Origin of the sequence: Chryseobacterium sp. PTM-20240506 (assembly GCF_048296755.1) — a bacterium.
In the GTDB taxonomy this organism is placed as follows: Bacteria; Bacteroidota; Bacteroidia; order Flavobacteriales; family Weeksellaceae; genus Chryseobacterium; species Chryseobacterium proteolyticum.
The window spans coordinates 2,126,544-2,150,402 of the sequence record NZ_CP182581.1 but is presented as its reverse complement, the minus strand read 5'-3'; the positions used below and the strand labels follow the sequence as shown (position 1 = coordinate 2,150,402).

22 protein-coding genes are annotated in these 23,859 nt (G+C 31.1%); all 22 read left to right on the top strand.

Features of this window, described 5'->3' with window-relative positions:
• Positions 1-8 precede the first annotated feature (8 nt).
• Entirely contained in the window at positions 9-1,472 is a 1,464-nt protein-coding gene (locus ACNFU2_RS09485; protein ID WP_273649102.1) for an oligosaccharide flippase family protein, read from the top strand.
• 4 nt (positions 1,473-1,476) lie between these two features.
• Complete coding sequence (locus ACNFU2_RS09480; RefSeq protein WP_172280035.1) at positions 1,477-2,631, top strand: polysaccharide pyruvyl transferase family protein; 1,155 nt, start codon at positions 1,477-1,479, stop codon at positions 2,629-2,631.
• Positions 2,631-3,830, top strand: coding sequence for a hypothetical protein (locus ACNFU2_RS09475; protein WP_306613950.1), 1,200 nt, complete (start codon positions 2,631-2,633; stop codon positions 3,828-3,830). The genes ACNFU2_RS09480 and ACNFU2_RS09475 overlap by 1 nt, the downstream gene beginning before the upstream one ends.
• 38 nt (positions 3,831-3,868) lie before the next feature.
• On the top strand, positions 3,869-4,990 hold the full coding sequence (locus tag ACNFU2_RS09470) for an EpsG family protein (RefSeq protein WP_273649096.1): 1,122 nt from the start codon (positions 3,869-3,871) through the stop codon (positions 4,988-4,990).
• Between the two features lie 32 nt (positions 4,991-5,022).
• Positions 5,023-5,949, top strand: coding sequence for a hypothetical protein (locus ACNFU2_RS09465; protein WP_172280029.1), 927 nt, complete (start codon positions 5,023-5,025; stop codon positions 5,947-5,949).
• Positions 5,950-6,015: 66 nt separating this feature from the next.
• Positions 6,016-7,080, top strand: a complete 1,065-nt coding sequence (locus ACNFU2_RS09460; RefSeq protein WP_273649094.1) for a glycosyltransferase family 4 protein — start codon at positions 6,016-6,018, stop codon at positions 7,078-7,080.
• A gap of 4 nt (positions 7,081-7,084) precedes the next feature.
• Positions 7,085-7,621, top strand: coding sequence for a CatB-related O-acetyltransferase (locus tag ACNFU2_RS09455; RefSeq protein WP_306613945.1), 537 nt, complete (start codon positions 7,085-7,087; stop codon positions 7,619-7,621).
• Entirely contained in the window at positions 7,621-8,655 is a 1,035-nt protein-coding gene (locus ACNFU2_RS09450; RefSeq protein WP_172280025.1) for a polysaccharide biosynthesis protein, read from the top strand. Before ACNFU2_RS09455 ends, ACNFU2_RS09450 begins: the two co-directional genes overlap by 1 nt.
• A 48-nt stretch (positions 8,656-8,703) precedes the next feature.
• Positions 8,704-9,108, top strand: coding sequence for a WxcM-like domain-containing protein (locus ACNFU2_RS09445; protein WP_273649092.1), 405 nt, complete (start codon positions 8,704-8,706; stop codon positions 9,106-9,108).
• A 59-nt stretch (positions 9,109-9,167) separates the two neighbouring features.
• Positions 9,168-10,286: an NAD-dependent epimerase/dehydratase family protein gene (locus ACNFU2_RS09440; protein ID WP_273649090.1), complete on the top strand. Its 1,119-nt coding sequence runs from the start codon at positions 9,168-9,170 to the stop codon at positions 10,284-10,286.
• An 11-nt stretch (positions 10,287-10,297) separates the two neighbouring features.
• The gene (wecB, locus tag ACNFU2_RS09435; protein WP_273649089.1) at positions 10,298-11,434 is read left to right on the top strand and encodes a non-hydrolyzing UDP-N-acetylglucosamine 2-epimerase; all 1,137 of its coding nucleotides are present in this window, start codon (positions 10,298-10,300) and stop codon (positions 11,432-11,434) included.
• 4 nt (positions 11,435-11,438) lie between these two features.
• Positions 11,439-12,647, top strand: a complete 1,209-nt coding sequence (locus ACNFU2_RS09430; RefSeq protein WP_273649087.1) for a glycosyltransferase family 4 protein — start codon at positions 11,439-11,441, stop codon at positions 12,645-12,647.
• Between the two features lie 28 nt (positions 12,648-12,675).
• On the top strand, positions 12,676-13,578 hold the full coding sequence (locus tag ACNFU2_RS09425; RefSeq protein WP_273649086.1) for an NAD-dependent epimerase/dehydratase family protein: 903 nt from the start codon (positions 12,676-12,678) through the stop codon (positions 13,576-13,578).
• A 30-nt stretch (positions 13,579-13,608) separates the two neighbouring features.
• Positions 13,609-14,160, top strand: coding sequence for a sugar transferase (locus ACNFU2_RS09420; protein ID WP_172280018.1), 552 nt, complete (start codon positions 13,609-13,611; stop codon positions 14,158-14,160).
• A gap of 96 nt (positions 14,161-14,256) precedes the next feature.
• The gene (locus tag ACNFU2_RS09415; protein WP_273649084.1) at positions 14,257-15,396 is read left to right on the top strand and encodes a DegT/DnrJ/EryC1/StrS family aminotransferase; all 1,140 of its coding nucleotides are present in this window, start codon (positions 14,257-14,259) and stop codon (positions 15,394-15,396) included.
• A 112-nt stretch (positions 15,397-15,508) separates the two neighbouring features.
• Positions 15,509-16,093, top strand: a complete 585-nt coding sequence (locus ACNFU2_RS09410; protein ID WP_273649083.1) for a sugar transferase — start codon at positions 15,509-15,511, stop codon at positions 16,091-16,093.
• Between the two features lie 29 nt (positions 16,094-16,122).
• The gene (locus tag ACNFU2_RS09405; protein ID WP_273649082.1) at positions 16,123-16,749 is read left to right on the top strand and encodes a DUF3575 domain-containing protein; all 627 of its coding nucleotides are present in this window, start codon (positions 16,123-16,125) and stop codon (positions 16,747-16,749) included.
• A 355-nt stretch (positions 16,750-17,104) separates the two neighbouring features.
• Positions 17,105-18,409, top strand: a complete 1,305-nt coding sequence (locus tag ACNFU2_RS09400) for an oligosaccharide flippase family protein (protein WP_273649081.1) — start codon at positions 17,105-17,107, stop codon at positions 18,407-18,409.
• Positions 18,406-19,437 carry a hypothetical protein gene (locus tag ACNFU2_RS09395; RefSeq protein ID WP_273649079.1) on the top strand — a complete coding sequence of 344 codons (1,032 nt, stop codon included), beginning with the start codon at positions 18,406-18,408 and terminating at the stop codon, positions 19,435-19,437. The genes ACNFU2_RS09400 and ACNFU2_RS09395 overlap by 4 nt, the downstream gene beginning before the upstream one ends.
• 115 nt (positions 19,438-19,552) lie before the next feature.
• Positions 19,553-21,937 (top strand): GumC family protein, encoded by a 2,385-nt coding sequence (locus tag ACNFU2_RS09390; protein ID WP_273649077.1) that lies wholly within the window; start codon positions 19,553-19,555, stop codon positions 21,935-21,937.
• 32 nt (positions 21,938-21,969) lie between these two features.
• Complete coding sequence (locus tag ACNFU2_RS09385; RefSeq protein ID WP_273649075.1) at positions 21,970-23,046, top strand: EpsG family protein; 1,077 nt, start codon at positions 21,970-21,972, stop codon at positions 23,044-23,046.
• On the top strand, positions 23,046-23,858 hold the full coding sequence (locus tag ACNFU2_RS09380) for a glycosyltransferase family 2 protein (protein WP_273649073.1): 813 nt from the start codon (positions 23,046-23,048) through the stop codon (positions 23,856-23,858). The genes ACNFU2_RS09385 and ACNFU2_RS09380 overlap by 1 nt, the downstream gene beginning before the upstream one ends.
• Position 23,859 lies beyond the last annotated feature (1 nt).

The following is a 23,859-nucleotide window of genomic DNA, read 5'->3' as shown; positions in this document are numbered from 1 at the left end:
AATATTTAATGATAAAAATTAAAAATCTTATTAACGATTTTAAAAAAAATACGCTTATAAAAGGTATTTTTTGGTCTTTCTTAGGAGTAATAGCCTCTAAAGGATTAGGCTTTCTAGCAATGTTTTTTGTTGCAAGAGAATTGTCCGTAGCTGATTTTGGTAATATTGGGATTCTACAATCCTATATTACCACTTTTTCATTGCTAAGTCTTGCAAGCTTTGGAGTTACTGCCACTAAATACATTGCTATAAATCTTCATGAAAATAAGAGAAAAACAAGTGAAATATTTTCTTTAGTACGATTATCTTCTTTTTTACTAGCCATACTTGTGTTAGTGTGTTCTTTATTTTTTAATAAGGAGCTTTGTGTATTATTGACAGGCAAAGAAGAAATATGGCAACCTATGTTGTATTGTTCTATTGCTATTTTATTTTCTTCTCTGAATGGTTTGCAAACCGGTGCATTGGCAGGATTTGAAAACTTTAAATCCATTTCTATAATTAATATTGTAAATGGATTATTATCCTTTCCTTTAATTATTATACTAACGGAAAGATATGGAGTGAATGGATTTGCTTTTGCACTTCTAATCACTAATTTTTCTATATGGCTATGTTCCGCGATATTACTTAGAAAAGTATGCAAAGAACATGGAATATGGTTTTCTCTTGATAATATAAAATCAAATTTTGATATTATACTAAAATTTAGCTTACCTGCATTCATTAGCAGTTTAATGGTTAACCCAATTATTTTAATTTGTAATAGTATTTTGATAAAGAGAAATCATAATGGTTTATACGAAATGGGTATTTTTAATGCCAGCAATAACTACTCACAAATTTCAATGATTTTATTGAGTATTATTGGACAGGTTTTTTATCCTTACGCTATGAAGAACTTTGGAAATGGAAATAAAAAGTTTGAATTTCTAAATATAATCCATCCAATGTTTTTTGGTTTAATTATATGTCTGCCAACTGTTTTTTTACCTGAGGTATTTTCCTCTTTATTTGGATCACAGTATCATAACAATGATATGTATATTACGACAATATTAGTTTCTATATTTACTATTATAAATTCACAAAAACAGGGTATTGCCAGAAATTTTGCTGCAGGTAATTTCATGTGGTTTAGTGTTTTTAGTAATGGTTTCTGGGGTATTACGGCAATAGCATTCAGTTACTTACTTGTTGATTATGGAGCCATTGGCAGAGGAGTAGCCTTTGTGATTGCCTATTTTTTAAACACCGTATTATTTATTCCTTATTTTATTAAAAATAAACTGGTAAATAAGAAACTGGTGCTAACATGGTATAATCTATTATACTTTGGAATTGTACTTGGGGGGCTTTTTCTTTTTAAAATGAATGTCTCCGTAATTATTAGAGTGGTTTTATTGTTGGTGAGTTTATTATTGGTATTACTTACAATTAAGCGGTGGTATAATGTTTATATAAAGAATTGAACAAATGCAGAGAAATAGAAAAATCGACATATTAATTAAAGGAGCGTATGGAGATGCGAATGTAGGTGATGATTTATTGTTAGAAATGACTTTGGATCTACTTTCTCATGTTAATCGAAATATAGATGCAAAGATTGTTTGTAAAAAGGAAAAATATATTAAACAGCAATTCAGCAATGCCAAATTTCTAAGTTTAGCAGCATCTCGTTTTGAGTCAGCTGATGTTTATATTTTAGGTGGTGGAACCCAGTTCTTTTCATTTGAAAAGTCACAAAGAGACATATCATTAAGCTCCAGATACCAACTTTATTTTAATCTTTTATTAAAAGAACCATCTTTGTTGATCAGCTTTTTAACTTCAAAAGGTAAAAAGAAAAAAGATATCAAATTAAAACTGGCTTTAGGAATAGGGCTTGGACCTTTTGGTACAGAGAAGGATGAAGTTAATGTTAAGAATGACTTGGCATTGTATGATAAAATTTATTGCAGAGATAGTATTTCATTGCAATATTTAGAAAAATGGGATTTAAAAAACAGGCAATTTGGAGCAGATCTATGCTTAACGGACTTGTTCAAGAATAAATATCCATTAAATCATGAAGCCACTAAAGAAGACAGGCTAAAGCTTGGAGTAGTACTTAGAGATTGGCCTCATAACAATACAGGAGAACTCATTAACAGCAAAATCTTTAATTGGTTACCTGAACAAAAAGATTTCGAAAGAAATTTATTCATGTTTTCTGAATCAAAAGATGATGTATTAATTCAACAGGTTAAAAAAAGATCTGATTTAGGAATAAGGAATCTCATTATCTGGCACCCCTTAAAGTACAAATTTGTAGAGTTTTATGTGTATTTAAATGAATGTGATATTTTAATTACATCTCGTTATCATGCTGCAATTTTTGCTCTTAATCTGGGAATACCAACTATATGTTTAGGAATTGATCCAAAACTAAAAGCGCTTTGTGACGAAGTTAGTGGATTTTATTATTGGAATCCTGAAGAAGAAATCTCTGTTCTGGATAAATACATACAAAATATAAAAGGTAATTATCAGCAACATCAAGAGAATATAAGAAATAGCTATAAAACTCTTAATGCCAGAGCAAACGCAATGGTGGAAGATGTATTGAATGTTTTAAGAAATTTTGAATAATGTCAAAGAAAGTACTTTTTATTGCACCCAGTTCATATCCGGTTAATTCTCCTGAAGCTATTGTTAACATTAAGCTGCTGGAATTATTAAGTAATAATGGATATGAAATCGACCTCATTTCTAAAAAAATAAAATGGAGTAATTATCCGTCCACTCAGTCTTTAGAAGATTTAAATGTCAAAATTAATAGAAGTATTGTTGTAGAAGTAGATAACAAATTTACCTTAAAAACACTATTTCAGCATTTATACGTTTATTTTTTGTTTGGAACAGTATTTAAAGGAGCTCACTGGGCCTATGAAGTCATTTTTAATAATAAGTCATTTTTTAAAAATGAAAAATACGATTATGTTATTACAAAAGATACGCCTAGTTTTTTAATCGGATATTATCTTAAAAAGAAACTGGGGTTAAAATGGATTTCTACATGGAATGATCCTTATCCGCCACTTAAATATCCAGTTCCTTATGGTGGAGGATTAGATGCCAAGATGCCGTTTTATAACAAAGGTATTATTACTATAATGGATTTTGCAGATAAGCATATTTTCCCTAATGAACGGTTAAGAGATTACATGTTGAACTATCTTAATCCCGATAAGTCAAAGACTGTAATAATTCCTCATTTGGCATATGAGCCAATTATTGGAAAAAAAGAAAACAACGGGAAGTTAAGATTAATTCATTCTGGAAATGTTCGATCTCCGCGTGATCCTAAGATTGTTGTTCAGGCATTTGCCAAGTTCATTGCAGAAAGTGGTGCAAAAGATATTACTCTTGATTTTATAGGAATATTTGATAATGATTTGAAGGAATTAATTAAAAATGTGGAAGGTAATAATCAAATCAATCTGTTACCTCCTGTGGAATACAAAAAGAGTTTAGAACTTTTAAAAGAGTACGACGTAGCGTTAATAATTGAAGCACCTTGTGGTGAAGGTATTTTTCTGCCTACTAAAGTTGGTGATTATATGTCTCACAATACGCCGATATTTAGCATTAGTCCTTCAGTTGGTGTTTTAAATGATCTTTACCAAAAAAATGATGTACAATATTTTGCAGATATTAGTGATCATAGTATGATATATAATGAATTTAAAAAAATTTATAATGATTATAAAAATGGCCAACTAAAAAATAGTAGCTTTAATCACACTTATGGTAAAGAGTATATTTTGAATTTATATAATACATTATAATGCTTTTCTATATTGTAACATTCTTGTTGTGTATCATTATGGATAATCTACCCGATAGAAAACATATATTGGGTAAGAAGCTATTTCTTGTATGGATATATATATTTTTATGTTTTGGCTATACTGTTGGAACAGACTGGAGACATTATGAAGACTTATATAATTTTGCTACAGATAAAGACCTTTTAAGAAGAGATTATGAGCAGGGATTTTATTATCTCATATACTTGATACGACATATTATACCTGATTTTTGGTTGTTTCTTGGACTTGTAAAATGTCTCTATTTATATTCAGTTATAAAATTCATAAAAAGATTTATTAAAGGTGAGTTTTTAGCGATTGGGATCATGCTTAATTATAACCTCCTTTTTATGCTGATTGATAATCCTTTAAGGTTTATGTGTGGGTCAGTTATATTAGTTTGGAGTACAGTATATTTACTGGATAAGAAGTATGTTAAATTTATTATTGTTGCATTATTAGGACTTTTATTTCACATTTCATTAATTGCTCCAATTTTATTATCCTTACTAGTTGTATTTAGGAAAAAAATGATATATCGGTCAAATGTTACTTTATCAATTTGGTATATTATAGCTTGTATTATAGGTTTTTTTCCACAAATTTTAAATGAGTTTTCAAATTATTTTGCCTCTTTGTTTCCAACAATAGCATATAAATTATTAAATGTTTATGTAGCGGAATCTAATAACGCAATATTCACTATTGGTTCATTGATTATGTTTTTCTTATTCTTCGTTTTGTTACGTTATAGAAAAGCAATTTTAAATAATCCTCATGGTGATATACTGTATTTTTTTGCATTATTATACATGTATTTATTTAGGATTTTATTGATCTTTCCAACAGGCTTTAGAATTACTTTATATTTTGGACTATTTTTTGCCGTTTGTTTAGCAATAATTATAAAATCTGCAAATTTCAAAATTAAATACTCTCTTTATCTATTAATAGGCTTAACTATTTTTAAAACAATTTGGAGTAGTTATCAATATCTCCCTTATACAAACAGTATATATCATATTTTGTCATCAGATCACCTACCAAAAAGTTATAGAAGCAATCTCAATAAGAATGCATATCACAAACGTACAGGAGAGACAATAAAAGAGAAAAGTATAAATATACCAGATTAAACGTTTATAAGAAATAATTAAATTTTATAACAATGCAAACAACAAAATACTTAAAATTAAACAGTCCATTGTTATTTTTAATAACAATCATATTGTTGGTATTTTCAAACAGAATGTATGGACAACAACCTAAATTATACATAGGAATGACCGGCCTGAATCAATTGCAGGAGACATACATTAAACAGAATGGGTTAGAAAAAGCAATTATCTTTTATCAAAAAGATGTTACAACAGATGGAAGTAATCTTGATGTTGAATTATTTACAAAGAATATTAATGATAAGACATCTGCTGGAAGTACTGGGATTGCAGTTATTGATTGGGAAGGTCCTGCCATTAAAGCAATTTCAGGTTCTGATGATAAAAGTGCCAATTTGGCTATCCAGCAGTTCGTTAAAGCTGTTGAAACAGCTAAGAAACTTCGTCCCAATTTAAAATGGGGGTTTTATGGATTACCTGTTAGAACCTTCAAAGGAAACAGTAGTGGATGGAAAGATGTAAATGCGAGGCTGGCTCCGGTTTTTAACGCTGTAGATATTATAGCTCCTTCTTTATATATGTATAATGCTAATCCAAGAGTATATAATGCCCGATCTCCAATATTAGAAGTGGGAAGTGGGGATTATTTATATACTAACCTTGATTATGCTTTAGAGGTAGGTAAAAAGTACAATAAAGACGTTTATCCATTTATATGGCAAAAGAGAAATTCAGGAAACTCCAATATGGCGATGTCACTTATTCCAATCGATATTTTTAAAAATTATTATAAGATGATCACCTCTCGTGTTTCTTCCGGGAAAAAAGTAAGTGGTGTAATATGGTGGGATAGTCAAAAGTATTTTTATTTAAATAGACAAAAATACCCAGCACTTCAGAAAGAATATTCAAATGTAAAAGACGTTGAACAATATGATTTAGATGTTTTTAAAACATATTATAATGCAACTAAATAATTCTAAATTTTAAACCAATAAAGGGCATTTCGGATTAAATTTTCCGATGAATAATATTAAAAAAATATGAAAACCAAAGTTTTAATCATTTACAACAAAGTATGGTCTTATCGAGAAAGAATTTTTGAACTGATCAATGAAGAGTTTGACCTAACTGTTGCCTATTCTGATGAGAAATTTAAAAATAAAAAGTTTTCTTTTAAAACAATGTATCTGCCCGTTAAAAAAGCAGGACCTTTTGAGCTTCATAAAGATAATTTGTACAATATTGCATCTCAATATGATGTGGTAATTGGATTATCTAATCTCAGATGGATTAGTCTTATGTTACTTTGCTTAAGAAGAAATAGAAAATATAAGATTGGATATTGGGGAATCGGAGTGACTGCTTCATATGAAAATAGTTTTGACTCTAAAACGACATGGGATAAATTTAGGTACTATATTTCAAGAAAATCTGATTTTACGCTATTTTATAGTTCTTATCCGTTGGAAAGATATATAAAAGCAGGAATTCCTGAAGAAAAACTGTTTGTGGCTCATAATACTACAGAAGTTGAAAATGTAATTAAATCAGATGTTAACAATAAAAAAGATTTTCTTTTTGTTGGAACATTGTATCCGCAGAAGGGAATAGGAGAGTTACTTGAAGCATATTATCTATTGTACACAAAAAGGAACGATTGCCCTAAATTATTAATTGTAGGAGATGGCCCGGAAAAAGAGAAAATTATAGAATTTATTAAGGAAAAGAACATAGCGGATAAAATTGTATTGTTTGGAAGTATTTATGATGCTAAAGAACTTTCTAAAATATTTGCTGAATCCATCGCATGTATATCACCTAATCAGGCAGGTTTATCCGTTCTAAACTCTATGGGTAATAGTACTTCATTCGTAACGAGAGAGGACGCTATTACGGGAGGTGAAATTTTTAATATAAAAAATAAATATAACGGTATAATATACAAAGAGCAGGAGAACTTGGCAGATGTAATGGAATGGATTATCAATAATAAGGAGCAAGTTCATAAAATGAATGAAAATGCATATAACCATTACATCAATAATAGAACTCCTGAAATGATGGCCAATGAAATTAAAAGAGCTATTAATAAATCTTTAAGCTAAATCAATGAAAGGGATAATCCGACAACTATACAGAGACTTAAAAATGAGATTTTTTAGATTATCTTATGGACTCAAAAATGTACATAAAACATTTTATATGGGGGGAAAGTCAGAGATATCGGGAGACCTGCAAGCCGGAGAATACTCTTACATCGGACCAGGGTGTGTAATCTATCCCAAAGTTAAAATCGGGAGATATACAATGCTGGCTCCTCAAGTTAAGATTGTTGGAGGAGATCATTACTATAAGAATCCAAATAAACCAATCATTTTTTCTGGTAGAGAAGCAGAATTAGAGACCATAATAGGAGATGACGCATGGATTGGGTATGGTGCTTTTATAAGCAGAGGTGTTAAAATTGGTAATGGAGCAATTATTGCTGCTTACTCTGTTGTTACAAAAGATGTAGAGCCATATACAATTGTTGGAGGTTCTCCAGCTAAGTTTATTAAATATAGATTTACTGAAGAAGAAATTGATGAGCACAAAAAAATGCTAAAAGAAAATTTAGAAATAACGATTAACGACTATACAAAGTAATGCAAGGAATTAAAGATAAAGTATTATTAATAACAGGCGGTACAGGATCTTTTGGAACTGCTGTTTTAAATCGATTTTTACAAACGGATCATTTTAAAGAAATCCGTATATTTTCTCGTGATGAGAAAAAACAAGATGATATGCGTAACCTATATAAAAATGAAAAAATAAAATATTATATAGGTGATGTAAGAGACTATAATTCTGTAGAACCGGCAACAAGAGGAGTGGATTATATTTTTCACGCTGCTGCATTGAAACAGGTTCCTTCATGTGAATTTTTCCCTATGCAGGCTGTAAAAACTAATGTAGAAGGAACTCAAAATGTTATTCTTGCCGCTGCAGCAAACAAAGTTTTAAAGGTTATTTGTTTATCAACAGATAAAGCTGCTTACCCTATTAATGCAATGGGAATATCCAAAGCTATGATGGAGAAAGTAGCAGTAGCAGAAGCTCGTAATTTAAAAGATACTACAGTTTGCTTAACACGCTACGGAAATGTGATGGCTTCCAGAGGATCTGTTATTCCTTTATTTTTAAATCAAATTCAAAAGGGAGAGCCCATAACAATTACAGATCCCAATATGTCTCGTTTTTTCATGTCCTTAGAAGATGCTGTAGATCTGGTATTATTTGCTTTTGAAAATGCCAATCCGGGGGATCTCTTTGTAAACAAGGCTCCTGCAGGTAGTATTGGAGATTTAGCAAAAGCACTAATTGAACTGACAGGTAAAGAAGTCCCTGTTAAGATTATTGGGACACGTCATGGTGAAAAGCTTTACGAAACACTATGCACTCGTGAGGAAATGATCAAAGCAGAAGATATGGGGGATTTTTACCGTATTCCTGCAGATAATCGTGATTTGAACTATGCGAAATACTTCTCTGAAGGAGAAGAAGATATATCCAGAATAGAAGACTATCATTCTCATAATACAGAACAACAAGGTGTAGAAGGTTTAAAAAAATTGATATCTACTCTTCCGCTAATAAGGAAAGAAGTTTTTGGAGAGGATGTTATGCAATATCCTTAGAATTTATCAATTAAAATTAGAGTTCAAACAATTATCAAAATATAGTTGATGATATTAAAAGGAAACAGGCACGAAGATATAAGAGGCATTATAACCTATAACAATGAGTTTGATGCTACGAAAATTAAACGTATTTATACAATAGAAAATCATTCAACTGAATTTGTCAGAGGGTGGCAGGGGCATAAAATTGAACAACGTTGGTTTGCTTGTATGAAAGGGAAATTTGAAATATCTGTTATCGTAATAGATGATTTTGACAATCCTTCAACAAATGCGAAAATAAATAAATATATACTTTCTTCAGAAGCCTTAACCTATCTGCATATTCATGCTGGTTGTTTAACTGCTATCCAAAGCTTGGAAGAAGAAAGCAAACTGCTTGTATTAGCTGATTATGAATTGGGGGAGATTGAAGATGAGTATCGGTTTGAATTAGATTATTTTAAATAAAGTAATAATCTTAAACAATTAATAACAGATAACCCAATATTTGTTTTAAAAATAATTAAATGAGAAAAGTTGGAATTACTGGACAAAATGGCTTTGTTGGTCGTCACTTATATAATACTTTAGGATTATTTCCAGAGGAATTTGAGCGCGTTGAATTTAAAAAAGAATTTTTTGAAAGTCAGGACAAGCTAGATGATTTCGTTTCTAAATGTGATGTCATTATTCATTTAGCGGCGATGAACCGTCATGAAAGTGAGCAAGTGATTTATGAAACCAATGTAGCCCTAGCTCAAAATTTAGTAAGTTCATTAAAGCGTACAAATTCCAGGGCGCATGTCCTGATCTCATCTTCAACGCAAGAGGAAAGAGATAATTTGTATGGCAAATCAAAACGTGAGGGTAGGGAAGCAATTATCAATTGGGCGAAGGCAAATGATGGTAAAGTAACAGGCTTGATCATTCCAAATGTTTTTGGAGCTTTTGGTAAGCCATATTATAACTCTTTTATTGCTACTTTCTGCCATCAGCTAACCCATGGAGAAACCCCTAACATTGCAAACGATGGTGAGGTAAAATTAATTTATGTTCAGGAACTGGTTGATCGTATTATTAAAGAAATCCGTTCAGGACAAAGTACCGAAGAACTTTTTATAGAAGCTACTGCATCCAGAAAAGTATCTGAGGTGTTGGAGCTGCTTAATCAATTCAAAAGTTTGTATTTTGAGAATGGTGAGATTCCTACATTAAAGAATTCTTTTGAACATAATTTATTTAATACTTATCGTTCTTATATTGATTATAAAACGCACTACCCGGTAAAGTTTACCCAACATACAGATCCCAGAGGTGCTTTTGTTGAGATCATCCGGTTAGGCATAGGAGGGCAATGTTCATTTTCAACTACAGTGCCTAATATCACAAGAGGAAATCATTTTCATACCAGAAAAATCGAACGTTTTGCTGTAATTAAAGGAAAAGCATTAATTCAGCTAAGAAAAATAGATTCTGATGAAGTCCTTGATTTTTATCTGGACGGGTCGGATCCCGCATATGTGGATATGCCGATATGGTATACCCACAATATTAAGAATATTGGTGAAGAAGAATTGTACACTATTTTCTGGATTAATGAAGCATATAATCCAGAAGATGCCGACACCTATTTTGTAGAAGTTTAAAATATTAATTAATGAAAAAATTAAAAGTAATGACGGTTGTTGGAACACGACCGGAAATTATTAGATTATCAAGAGTATTATCCGCTTTGGATGCATCTGAAGCAATAGAACATATCATCGTTCATACGGGTCAGAATTATGACTATGAACTTAATCAGATTTTCTTTGACGATCTGGGATTAAGGAAACCTGATTACTTTTTGGAAGCAGCTGGAAAAACAGCAACAGAGACCATAGGTAATATCCTTATTAAAATAGATCCTTTGCTGGAAGAGCTAAAACCAGAAGCTTTCCTTGTTCTTGGAGATACGAACTCCTGCCTGTGTGCAATTCCTGCAAAAAAAAGACACATTCCTATTTTCCACATGGAGGCAGGGAACAGGTGTTTTGATCAAAGAGTACCTGAAGAAACCAATCGTAAGATTGTAGATCACACAGCTGATGTGAATCTTACATATTCGGATATTGCAAGAGAATATTTATTGCGTGAAGGACTACCTGCTGACAGAATTATTAAAACAGGGTCGCCAATGTATGAGGTACTGAATCATTATCTCCCTGAAATAAATGCTTCCGATGTCCTTGAAAAGCTTAACCTTGAAGAAGGAAAATTCTTTGTAGTATCTTCTCATCGTGAAGAAAATATTAATTCTGAAAAAAACTTCAGAGGACTTATAGATTCATTAAATGCCATTGCAGAACATTATCAGTATCCTATCATTGTTTCTACTCATCCAAGAACCAGAAATATGATTGATAAGATGAAAATAGAGGTTCGTCCTGAAATTCAGTTTTTAAAACCGCTTGGTTTTCACGACTATAATGCCCTTCAAAAACGTTCTTATGCTGTATTATCAGACTCAGGAACAATTTCAGAGGAATCTTCAATTCTTAACTTTAGAGCTCTCAACATACGTCAGGCTCATGAAAGACCAGAAGCTATGGAAGAAGCCAGTGTAATGATGGTAGGCTTATCTCCGGAGCGCATTATGCAAGGGCTTGTGCAGGTACAACAACAGAATATAGGGCAGCAACGTAATTTCAGACCTGTTGCCGATTATTCGATGCCTAATGTATCTGAAAAAGTAGTAAGAATTATCATCTCATATACGGATTACATCAAGAGAGTAGTTTGGAGCGAAGAATAAACTTATGAATATTCTTATAATAACACAGTATTTTTATCCGGAAAATTTCAAAAGTAATGACCTCGCTTTTGAACTAAAAAAGAAAGGTCACGATGTTACTGTATTGACGGGACTTCCCAATTATCCTGAGGGTAAGATCTTTGAAGGGTACGGTGTTTTTAAAAATAGAAAACAAATTGTTAATGGTGTAAAAGTGATAAGATCACTACTTCTTCCCAGAGGGAAAGGAGGTGGAATACGGCTATTTATCAACTATTATAGTTTTGCTGTTTTTGCTTCGATTAAAGCCTTTTTAATGGGTCTTAATAATAAGTTTGATGCTATTATTGTACACGAACCGTCTCCAATAACACAGTATTATCCTGCTCTTCTCATGAATAAAATATGGAAGACACCGGTCTATTTCTGGGTTATGGATCTATGGCCTGAAAGTTTATCCATCGCGGGTGGAGTAAAAAACAAATGGATATTGAATTATTATGAAAATGTTATCAAAAGATTTTATAAGAATTCAGAGAAAATTTTGATTACTTCCCAGGGATTCAGAAAGTCAATCAATCAGAAAGGGAATTTTGATGACAAGATCATTTATTTTCCTAACTGGGCAGAAGATACGATATCAGAAGGGAATAAAGATTTTCCCATTCCATCCTTACCCGATGGATTTAAAGTGATGTTTGCTGGAAATATCGGAGAAGCACAGGATCTGGACAATATTGTAAAGGCAGCTTTGGAACTAAGAGACAAAAAGGATATTAAATTTATACTGGTAGGAGATGGCCGGAAAATGCCTTTCGTAAAAGAATTTATAGAAGAACACCAGTTACAGGAAACGGTTTTTACAATGGGTAGGTTTCCTGTAGAAGCGATGTCCAGTTTTTTTGATAAAGCTGATGTGATGCTTGTTACTCTGAAAGATGATCCGATATTTAACCTTACAGTGCCTGCGAAATTACAGGCCTACATGAGTGCTTCCAAACCTGTAATTGCAATGCTGAATGGAGAAGGGGCAGATAATGTTAAAGAGGCCGATTGTGGGTTTACAGTTTCTGCGGGAGATTATCAATCGCTTGCAAATACCATTTTAAAGGCTTCCGGTTTATCAAAAGAAGTACTTACCCAATTAGGAGAAAACAGCAGGAGGTATTATGAGGATAATTTCAGAATGTCCAGTTGTATATCCAATTTAGAAAATATCATCAAAGGAAAATAATATCCTTTGTCAGATTAAAAAATATAGTATGAATATAACGATCACCGGTGCATCTGGGTTTGTAGGTAAAAACCTTTCAACGTTCTTAGAATCAAAGGATCATCATGTTACTTCCTTATCTCTCCGAAATGAAAATTGGAGAAATGAATTTCCTATGAATGGTGATGCAATAATCCATCTCGCAGGGAAGGCACATGATACATCCAACACTTCTGATGACCAGGAGTATTATAAAATAAACAGGGATCTGACAATTGAATTATTTAACAAATTCTTAAACTCAGAAATTAAAGAGTTTTTTTACTTTAGCTCAGTAAAAGCTGTAGCAGATAGAGTAGATCATGTTTTAATTGAAGAAGCTGAGGCAAACCCTTATACTCCATACGGGAAATCCAAGAAAGAAGCTGAAGAATATATTTTTAATCAATCTTTACCAGAAGGGAAAAAAGTATATATTATTCGTCCATGTATGATCCACGGTCCCGGAAATAAGGGGAATCTGAATTTATTGTATAAAGTGGTAAAAAAAGGATTACCATGGCCTTTAGCTGCATTTGGGAATAAGAGGTCCTTTTTAAGTATTGATAACCTCAACTTCCTTGTCAATGAAATCCTCATGAATAAAAATGTATCCTCAGGGATCTATAATTTCGCAGATGATGATGCTATATCGACAAATGATCTCATCAGGACAATTAATTCTGCAGTAAATAAAAAAGCAAAGTTGTGGAGTATATCTAAAACAATGATTGAAGGAATGGCTAAATTGGGGGATAAATTACATTTACCCCTAAATTCAGAACGCTTAAAAAAGCTTACGGAATCTTATGTCGTTTCCAATCAGAAGATAAAAACAGAGCTGAAAATTAAATCTTTGCCTGTAACAGTTCAGGAGGGATTAACAAAGACCATTCAAAGTTTTAATATTTAATTAAAATCAACTTTTAAACATTTTATTATAATGATACGCGTACTTGATTTCTTGTTCTCTTTTTTTGGAATTTTATTCTTATGGCCAATAGGAGTAATATTGTATATTATCGGTTTATTTGACACCGGCTCTCCTATATTCTTCCAGGAAAGAGTGGGGAAGCAAAAAAGGCCATTTAAATTAATGAAGTTCAGAACGATGCATGTGAATACAAAATCTGTAGCAACGCATCTTTCAAGTACCTCTTCTGTAACTAAATTCGGAGGATTTTTACGTAAGTCTAAGCTGGATGAACTTCCTCAGCTTATTAATGTTTTAAAAGGGGATATGAGTCTTGTAGGTCCTCGACCTAACCTTTTTAATCAAACAGATTTGATTGAAGAGAGAGATAAAAGAGGTGTTTATAATTTCCTTCCTGGGATCACAGGTCTGGCTCAAATCAATGAAATTGATATGTCAACACCGGTTGAATTGGCAGAAAAAGACGCTGAAATGCTTAAAAATCTAACGGTATCGGATTATTTAAAATATATTTTCGCCACAGTTGGTGGAAAAGGTCAGGGAGACAGAATCAAAAAATAAATCTATTTTACTAAAAAATACCAGTATTTCCATAAGTGAAAAAATGAATGTCAAAATTCAGTAGGAAAAGTTATATTTGCTTCTCAATAACACACGATGCACGATAAAATTTGGCTTTCCCCTCCTCATCTTTCAGGAAATGAATTGGAATTCATTGATGATGCTTTTCAGAAAAACTGGGTTACCTCAATAGGCAATAATATTGATGAATTTGAAAATGATCTAAGGAGCTTTCTTGGAGGCAATATTGAAGTTTGTGCCCTGAATTCTGCTACTTCAGCAATACATTTGGCTCTTATGCTTTTAGGGGTAGGTAATGAGGATGATGTTTTGACCTCAACTTTCTCTTTTGTTGCGTCAGCTAATCCGATTATCTATTGCAATGCCAATCCTGTTTTTATTGATAGCGAACCGGAAACATGGAATATGTGCCCTGTTACCTTGGAAGAGGCTATTAAAGACAGGCTTTTACAAGGAAAAAAAATCAAAGCTATTATTGTTGTACACCTTTATGGAATGCCTGCCAAAATGGATGAAATTTTATCTATTGCAGAAAAATATAAGATCCCGGTGATAGAAGATGCTGCGGAATCACTTGGATCCAGATATAAAGGTAAACCTTGTGGTGGCTTTGGTCAATTTGGTATCATATCCTTTAATGGGAATAAAATTATTACAACATCTGGTGGAGGGACATTGATATGCCATTCTAAAGAAGATAAGAATAAGGCGATATTTTTGTCCACACAGGCCAGAGATGATGCTCCTCATTATCAGCATTCAAGTACAGGATATAATTATAGAATGAGTAATATTATTGCAGGAATAGGACGTGGACAAATGAAAGTTCTAAATGATAGGATTCAGGCAAGAAGAGGTATTCATAATTTTTATACTGCTCTATTTGAAAATATAGACGGAGTTGATGTTTTTACAGAACCTAATGAAGATTTCTACTCGAATCATTGGCTATCTGCAATCACAATAAATTCTGAAAAAACGGGAAAAACAAGAGAGGATTTACGTCTCGCTCTTCTTAATGATAATATAGAATCAAGACCACTCTGGAAGCCTTTGCATTTACAGCCTGTCTTTTCAAACTTTCCATATTATGGAGGACAAACAGCTGAGAACCTCTTTAATTCGGGGCTTTGTTTACCTTCCGGATCTAATCTTTCCATTGAGCATAAAGAAAGGATTGCTAGAGTTTTAAAAGATTTTTTCAAGCACAGTTGATTCTAAAATATGTCACAGTCATTGTATAAAAATTCCAGGTGAATATTTTTTTAATAAATCGGTACACTTTGCTTATTTTTCTCATATTAGAGACATATTTCATATATTTGTAATGAATCCAGAGATTGTGAAAAAATACCCTATTTGGAAGATGTTGATGGACTACAGCATAGCTTTTTTTGCTGTCATTCTTTTATTACCTCTGTTTTTTTTATTAGTAATTATAGCTTCTATAGATACCGGTTTCCCTGGGATCTTTGTTCAGAAGCGAATAGGTTTGAATGGTGAAATTTTTAATGTCTACAAATTCAGAACATTGGATCCTAAAACATCTCGAAAATCAAGGATCGGCCTATGGCTGAGAAAATATAAACTGGATGAACTTCCTCAGTTGATTAATATTTTAAAAGGGGATATGTCTTTAGTTGGACCTCGCCCGGATATTCCCGGGTATTATGATAAACTTGAAGGAGAAAATCGTTTTGTTCTGCTTCTTAAACCTGGGCTTACCAGTGAAGCAGGAATTAAATATCGGAATGAAGAACAAATACTTGCTCAGCAGAAAAATCCTTTACAATATAATGATGAGATTTTATTTCCGGATAAAGTAAAAATGAACCTTGATTACTATCATCATCTTTCCTTTAAAAATGACCTTTATATACTCCTCAAGACCTTTTCAGTACTCAAAACATAATATATTAATAAGAAAAATGTTATATTCTAATGAAATCTCTGATTAAAAAACTATGCTTTATAAGCAGCTTATTTCTGGCATCTGTCCTGAATGCACAAATAGAAGTAAAAGTAAACACTCTTTTTGCTCCGATAGGTATCTACAATATTGCCGTTGAAAAGCCAATTACAAATAAGATTTCATTACAAGCCGAAGCGTTTGTTTCCCCATGGAAATCTTTTGCTGGAAGACATTTACAAATGTATGTGGGGACCGTTGAAGGAAGATATTATTTTAAAGAGAATTTGAAAAAATGGTATGTCGGGACTTACGTTTCGATGGCCGCATTTAACCTTCAAAAATGGAATTACTGGCATGATAAGCGTGTACTGGACGAAAATGGACACCCTGAAGTATTGCCTGATGGAAGCTTTCGTGTTACGGGACGTTATCAGAAGGGTATTGCTTTTATTTTTGGGATAAGTGGAGGATATCATTTTACTATTAATGATCGTTGGGGTTTGGATCTGTATGCAGGAATAGGGACTACACAATCCTTCTATAAAGGATATTTTAAAGATAATAATCAGAGGTACGAAGGAGCAACCAAATTTAATAAAAGTGGAGAGCTGATTCCTACCCGGGGTGGTTTGATGTTGACTTATAAAATAAAATAGAGAACAATGTAATCCTATTTTAGATTATTAGAACATTTTATTAGGGATACGATAATTTAAAAAGTAGCACAATAAAAATATTTGCACTTAATATATTTAACCAATATAAAAATAAAATATATAAATATTGGATATATTTGCGGCTGTGAATTATTTATAATTATACTTTACATTAATATTTCTTCTAGAATATTAATAACAGATGAGTGCATATCAATAAGATGAGAATAAAGTCATTATTAAAGTTGAAATTTGCAAGAATGATAAAATGATATTACTTTGAAGCTTAGATTAATTTTATTGAATGATGTATATATGAAGTATTATTGTATTTATGAAAAATTAAATATTATTAATGGGCTGGATTAGTGAGAAAATTCTGATTTTGAAATCATCTGAAATCAACAAAAGAATTTTTAACAATAGTTTTTGGATTTTAATTGGCAACATTGTGTCAAAATTATCTTTATTGGTATCTACTATTATCATGGCTAGAATCATGAATAAAGAAGAATATGGTCAATTTGGTATTATTAAGTCTACCATACTAATGTTTGCCATGTTTGCAGGTTTAGAACTGGGAATTACTGCTACAAAATATATTTCACAGTATAAAAACCTAGACAAGCAGAAAATAGAAAGGATTGTTGGGTTATCTAACTTTTTTGCAATATCTATAAGCTTAATTATTGCTTTATTAATATATTTTAATTCAACTATAATAGCTTCACAAATAGCAGCTCCTCAATTAACTAGGGAAATAAAGATGAGTTCGTTTATCCTTTTTTTTTCATCAATTAATGGTATTCAAAGTGGAATTCTTAATGGATTGGAAAAATTTAGGGAAAGCGCAATAAACACTACGGTTGCAGGATTATTATCTTCAATCTTACTAATTATATCTACCTTTTATTTCTCACTGTATGAAATAATCATAGCATTTGGAAGTAATTTTGTGTTTTTGTTTATTCTTAATTATTATAGCTTAAAAAAGTTATTTTATAAAGATTATAAAATAAGGATTTTTCATAAAGATAACTTTAAAGAAATTAAAATTATTTGGAACTTTAGTTTGCCCGCAATTTTGGCGGGAATTATGGTTGGTCCCGTTATTTGGATTTGTAATAATATTTTAGTCAACCAAGTTAATGGGTTTAAAGAAATGGCTATTTTTGACATTGCTAATCAATGGCGTAATACTGTTTTGTTCATTCCTGTGGCTCTTTCTCAAATTGCCTTACCCATGCTTACATCTAGCTTAGATGATAAAAGAAATTATAAATTAATATTTAAAAAAAATATAAAGTTGAATCTTTATATATCGCTTTTTATAGTGATAATACTTGTTATTATATCTCCTGTAATTGTGTGGTTTTATGGTGATAAATACAATGATGCTCAAGTTCCGATGATAATAATGTTTATAACAACAGGCTTTATCGCTGTAAATAATGTTATAGGACAACTTATTGCTAGCCAGGGAAAGATGTGGTTAGGACTTTGGGTGAATTTTATTTGGGGTATCAGTCTTTTATGTGGGAATTATTTGCTGGTTATGGTTTTTAATTTAGGGGCCGTAGGAATTTCTTTAGCATACTTGTTTAGTTATTTAGTTCATACCCTAATCCAATTTTTATTAATTAAAAATTTCTTTAAATGATGCAAAAAAGAGTTACATTCTATCTGCCCTTAAAGACAAGAAATGACGCTACAATATACTATACGGAATTAATAAAAAGAGCCTTTATAAGCTTAGGCTTTATTGTGGAAGATAAATTAAAAATATTTAAAGCATCTGATTCTGATTTTATAGTGGCAATAACACCTGCAGACGCATACCATATAAAGGTAGTTAATCCTCAAAGTAAAATTATGACATGGTTTCAAGGGATAGGCCCTGAAGAATATTTTTTGTTGCATGGCAGAAGCTTAAGGTCATCTATAATGAAACGCTATTTAGAATTTTTCGAAAAAAAAGCATTAGTTCAAAGTGATATTTCATTGTTTGTTTCTCATGCCATGCAAAAGCATTATCAAGATAAATATGAGATAGTGCCCAGGAATTATCTAGTTATTCCATGCTATAATAAAAATTTAAGAGATGACTTAATAATTCCAGAGGATAGTAGATATCAAAAATTAAAATTTGTTTATGCTGGAGGAATGTTTGCGTGGCAATGCATAGATAAAACATTAAAAGTTTTTAAAGTGATAGAGAATCAATACCCGGATGCTTCTCTTACTTTATTGACAGGTGAAAAATCTGTAGCTGAAAAGCTTTTACAGAAATACAAAATTAAAAATGCTGTTATTAAGTACGTTTCGCTGAATAAATTAGATGATGAGTTATCTCAATACAAATATGGCTTTCTATTAAGAGATAATATAAAGGTAAACAATGTAGCTACTCCGACAAAAATGAATTCCTATTTATCTGTTGGTATACTACCGATCTATAGTAATGTTGTAAATTCATTTGAAGAAAATTTAAATCTTGATTCTTTTTGTGTTAAAGTTAGTGATGGAGAGACAATTGAAATGATTGCTGAAAAAATAATAAAACATCATCAATCGAATCTTGATCTTAATAAATTACGACCTTTGCTGGAGAAAATATACCAAAACTATTACAATGATGACCGGTATATTCTTCTTCTAAAACATGCAATAACAAAATATTATAAATAATTATTTTAGTGAGATAGATAAAGTTGTTTACCTGAAATAGGTTTTTTTTCTAAAGTTTTTTTTAAAAGCAAATTTATCTATCTTCGTCAATCAAAAAATTAAGGAAAATTAAGAAATGAGGGAAGATCAATATATTCTGAAAGAAGATTCGTTAAGGGATATTATACAACCATATATTAAGAAATGGTATTGGTTTGTTATTGGAGTTTTTATTATGGCGATTTTAGGAGTTTTGCTCATAAAGAAAACTACCCCTGTATTTGAAGTACTAACGAAAATTTTAATTAAGGATGCAAAAAAATCTGGTAATGGGGCTGCTGATATAGCAGCAATGCAAGGCTTGTCAGGTTTTTCGGGCTTAACTTCGAATACAGTTGAAAATGAAATGGAAGTTTTAGCCTCTAAAAAAATCCTCTCTCAGGTGGTTAATGACTTACCGTTACAATGTACAATATACAGTATTGGCACCTTTCATGACACAGAATTATACCGAACACAATCACCAATTATTATACAAGTTATAAACGAGAAACCCTATTCTCTTTTACCAAAGAAAAAAATTAATTTGGAAATTAACGGTAATGCCTTAGAGTTAACTTCTGATGAATTGGATAAACCAATAAAAACTTTTTTTAATAAGACGATTAGTTTGCCTTATGCTAATCTGATGATTATAAAAAACCCTCTTTTTAATCCTAAACAATTATCAAAAACTACGAATTTTAATTCATTATATTTTAATTATACAGATAAATTATCTACTATTGATAATTTGCAGGAGGCTTTGAATGTTAGTTTGAGTAACAAAGAAGCTACAGTTATTAACTTATCACTAAAATATGAAAATATTAACAAAGCAAAAGATATTCTGAATACTTTAGTAGGGAAGTATAATAATGAGGCTATTACTGAAAAGAATACAGAATCTGAGAAAACTAAGGAGTTTATAGATGAGAGGGTAAGATTAATTTCTAAAGAGCTTGGGGATGTTGAAGTTCAAAAAGAAAATTTCAAAAAAAGCAATGAAATCGTCGATATTGCTTCACAAGCTGGAATAGATTTGCAAACCGGTACAGAAGCTGAAAGAAGGAAATTAGAGCTTTATACTCAATTGGAACTCAATAATATGTATATTAATTACTTGAATAGCAAATCTTATGATGAGGTGTTACCTGCAAATATCGGATTGGATAATGGTGCTGCTATTAACAGTATTTCTGCATATAATAAATTAATTACTGACAGAAACAGATTGCTTGAAAATGCAACACCTCAAAACCCACTTGTTAAAGCATTGAATGATGAGATAAAGGTTGTAAGATCCGCAATCAAAGAAAGTCTTGCTAAAAGTAAATCAAATATTTTATTAACTATTAATAACGTCTCTTCCGTAGAACAAAAAAGTGATAGCAAATTAAAAAAAGTCCCTTCTCAAGAGCGTTTGTTTAGAAATATTGAAAGACAACAACAAATCAAAGAAGAATTGTATTTGGTCCTACTAAAAAAGAGAGAAGAAACTGCAATTACTTTAGCAATGTCATCAGATAAGGCTAGAGTGCTTGATTTAGCATACAACAAAAGAAAACCTGTAGCACCTATGAAAATGGTTATTTTAGGGGTAGCGGTTTTATTAGGTCTGGCCATTCCATTTTTGATTATCTTTCTAAAACATTTTTTTAATACTAGAATATCTGATAAAAAGAGTATTGATAAGGTAAGTAATATTCCGGTGATCGCTGAAATACCTCACTTAACTTCAAAGGATAGTAATTTGATTCAGGTTAATGATGTGTCACAACTGGCAGAAGCATTTAGAATTCTGGCTACAAATGTTAATTTACTTCTGCCGATTTCGAAAGAAAAGAATAGAATCGTATTAGTTACATCAAGCGTAAAAGGAGAGGGGAAAACTTTTATATCTGTTAACTTGGCACTAAGTATTGCTAAGCCCGGGAAAAAGGTGCTTGTAATAGGTTCAGATATTAGAAATCCACAATTACAAAGGTATAAGCCTGAAATGAAAAATGCTTATGGACTTTCAGAATTTTTGTATGGTAGTATTAATAAAGTTGAAGACATAATTCATCCTAGTGGTTTTAATCCGAACTGTGATTTTATATTTTCAGGAATTATTCCTCCAAATCCTGTTGAGCTTTTCGAAAATGGTAATTATAAAGTTTTATTGGATAATCTTGCTGATAAGTATGATTATATAATTATAGACTCTGCTCCATTGATGCCAGTAACGGATACATTTGTGATATCAAAATTTGCTGATGTTTCATTGTATGTTGTTAGATCAGAGAGAACGGAAAAAGCATTTATTGAATATGCTAATAATATAGCTGGTGACAATAAATTAAAAAACGCAAATTTTGTTTTAAATGATGTGAAATCCGAAAATTTCGGTTATGGAAATAAACACGGTTATGGTTATACAAATACAAGTCAATCAACTACTATTTTAGGGAAATTGAAATCGTTTTTTGGTAAAAAGTAATTAGTAGCCAATATGATGTTAAAAGAGATTTAATGGAGGTTTTTAATTTAAAGTATTATATTATTTACTTTGTATTTGCTGTGGCAGCATTTATTTTTTCCATGTATGTAGACATAAAAAAAAAGAATTACAATAATATTTCTCGTTTTGTTACTGGAATACTCTTTATAATTATAGCGGTTTTATTTGGCTTTAGAGATTCAGAAGTAGGATCTGATACAGAAATGTATAAATGGCAGTTTCTGAATCATTATGCAGATTTGGGTGTACAGATTGCTTTTAAATATCTTATTGTTTTATTCCATTTTTTTACTGAAGATTATAGGTACTTTTTATTTGGTATAAGTATATTATATACTCTTATTATTTTTTGGAGTATTGATAATTTATTGAAAAGTTTTGAGACCAATTTTCTTTTGGTAGCTTTTTCCTTTGTAAGTCTTTTTTTCTTTTTATCTCTGGGTATTAATATCATTAGGCAAGGGGTATCTCTTGCTCTGGTATTATTAGGAGTGAGTTATTATTTTAAAGAGAGAAGAAATATAATCAGCTGGATAATTCCATTTATTCTTGCAATTGGGTTTCATTCAACAACTATTGTTGTTCTAGTTTTATTTCTAATTGTTTTATTTGCTAAGAAGGCAACATTAAATTTTTATTATTTCTGGTATTTCATTTTATTAGTAGTTTCGGCATTAGGCGGAAGTATTATATCTTTAGGATCTTTATTGAACTTTGTAATTGATAGTAGACAGTCAGATTATTACATCAAGGGTATAGGAGCTGAGGAATTTGTAGTGGGTTTTAAATTACAGTTTGCAGCTTTTAATACAATTTTTTTATTAATTTTTTCATTTATCAACTTTAAGTTGTTAAAAAATGAAAATAACAACTATAAATTACTCCTGAAATATTATATGCTGATAAGTGGTGTGTTTTTTATGATGTTTCAAATTCCTTTTTCAGATCGATGGGGTGTAATGTCTTGGATAACGATACCTTTTTTGCTATCTCCACTATTTAGTGTAAAGAATACTGCAAAATTTGGTATGTTTACTGTTACCTTTCTTATATTTATTTTTATATTTTTTAATATTTATAATAAATAATGGCAGAAGTTACTATAGCAATTCCTTTTTATAATGCCGAAGACTATCTTGAGGAAACAATTCTATCTGTCCTATCTCAATCATTCGAAGATTTTACTTTATTGTTAATCGATGATGGTTCTACGGATTCATCTTTAAAAATTGCTCAAAAATATTTGATAGACCAGAGAGTAAAAGTTTTCTCGGATGGTCTAAATCTTAATCTGGGGTATCGCTTAAATCAAATTCCCGATATGACAGAGACGATATTTTTAGCAAGAATGGATGCAGATGATATTATGCATCCGAAAAGAATTGAACGGCAGATCAAAATTTTAAAAGATAATCCTGAAATTGATGTTTTAGGTAGCAATGCTTATTCTATTGATGAAAATAATGATGTCGTTGGAAAGAGAAATGATTTATTGGATGATAAGCTTGTTTCTGCAAATACGTTTGTTCATCCAACTGTTATTGCAAAAACTGTCTGGTTTAAAAATAATCCCTATGACGTTAATGCAATTCGGATTGAAGATGCAGAACTTTGGTTAAGAACAAAGAATAAAAGCTCCTTTAAAGTAACAGGAGAGCCTCTGCTTTTTTATCGAGAGATTGGTAATAATTATTACAAAAAGTATTTTAAAGGACTTCCTGGAATTTGGTATATGTTGAAAAAACATAAATTTTCTCTGGATTATTTTAAATTCTCTGTAAAATACTTATTATCTTGTGTTGTATATTTTATTTTTGCTTCTATAGGAAAAGAAAACGTACTAATCCAAAATAGGAATAGGGTGAAAATAGAGAAAAAAAACTACAAATTTTTTATATAGC

Bases quoted from the DNA above. Each gene is read 5' to 3' on its own strand.
- ACNFU2_RS09420 (WP_172280018.1), top strand. From the start codon at position 13,609: ATGATACGCGTACTTGATTTCTTGTTCTCTTTTTTTGGAATTTTATTC.
- ACNFU2_RS09445 (WP_273649092.1), top strand. From the start codon at position 8,704: ATGATATTAAAAGGAAACAGGCACGAAGATATAAGAGGCATTATAACC.
- ACNFU2_RS09390 (WP_273649077.1), top strand. From the start codon at position 19,553: ATGAGGGAAGATCAATATATTCTGAAAGAAGATTCGTTAAGGGATATT.
- ACNFU2_RS09395 (WP_273649079.1), top strand. From the start codon at position 18,406: ATGATGCAAAAAAGAGTTACATTCTATCTGCCCTTAAAGACAAGAAAT.
- ACNFU2_RS09455 (WP_306613945.1), top strand. From the start codon at position 7,085: ATGAAAGGGATAATCCGACAACTATACAGAGACTTAAAAATGAGATTT.
- ACNFU2_RS09430 (WP_273649087.1), top strand. From the start codon at position 11,439: ATGAATATTCTTATAATAACACAGTATTTTTATCCGGAAAATTTCAAA.
- ACNFU2_RS09425 (WP_273649086.1), top strand. From the start codon at position 12,676: ATGAATATAACGATCACCGGTGCATCTGGGTTTGTAGGTAAAAACCTT.
- ACNFU2_RS09470 (WP_273649096.1), top strand. From the start codon at position 3,869: ATGGATAATCTACCCGATAGAAAACATATATTGGGTAAGAAGCTATTT.
- ACNFU2_RS09465 (WP_172280029.1), top strand. From the start codon at position 5,023: ATGCAAACAACAAAATACTTAAAATTAAACAGTCCATTGTTATTTTTA.
- ACNFU2_RS09460 (WP_273649094.1), top strand. From the start codon at position 6,016: ATGAAAACCAAAGTTTTAATCATTTACAACAAAGTATGGTCTTATCGA.
- ACNFU2_RS09385 (WP_273649075.1), top strand. From the start codon at position 21,970: ATGGAGGTTTTTAATTTAAAGTATTATATTATTTACTTTGTATTTGCT.
- ACNFU2_RS09440 (WP_273649090.1), top strand. From the start codon at position 9,168: ATGAGAAAAGTTGGAATTACTGGACAAAATGGCTTTGTTGGTCGTCAC.
- ACNFU2_RS09415 (WP_273649084.1), top strand. From the start codon at position 14,257: ATGCACGATAAAATTTGGCTTTCCCCTCCTCATCTTTCAGGAAATGAA.
- ACNFU2_RS09480 (WP_172280035.1), top strand. From the start codon at position 1,477: ATGCAGAGAAATAGAAAAATCGACATATTAATTAAAGGAGCGTATGGA.
- ACNFU2_RS09410 (WP_273649083.1), top strand. From the start codon at position 15,509: ATGAATCCAGAGATTGTGAAAAAATACCCTATTTGGAAGATGTTGATG.
- ACNFU2_RS09485 (WP_273649102.1), top strand. From the start codon at position 9: ATGATAAAAATTAAAAATCTTATTAACGATTTTAAAAAAAATACGCTT.
- ACNFU2_RS09405 (WP_273649082.1), top strand. From the start codon at position 16,123: ATGAAATCTCTGATTAAAAAACTATGCTTTATAAGCAGCTTATTTCTG.
- ACNFU2_RS09450 (WP_172280025.1), top strand. From the start codon at position 7,621: ATGCAAGGAATTAAAGATAAAGTATTATTAATAACAGGCGGTACAGGA.
- wecB (WP_273649089.1), top strand. From the start codon at position 10,298: ATGAAAAAATTAAAAGTAATGACGGTTGTTGGAACACGACCGGAAATT.
- ACNFU2_RS09475 (WP_306613950.1), top strand. From the start codon at position 2,631: ATGTCAAAGAAAGTACTTTTTATTGCACCCAGTTCATATCCGGTTAAT.
- ACNFU2_RS09400 (WP_273649081.1), top strand. From the start codon at position 17,105: ATGGGCTGGATTAGTGAGAAAATTCTGATTTTGAAATCATCTGAAATC.
- ACNFU2_RS09380 (WP_273649073.1), top strand. From the start codon at position 23,046: ATGGCAGAAGTTACTATAGCAATTCCTTTTTATAATGCCGAAGACTAT.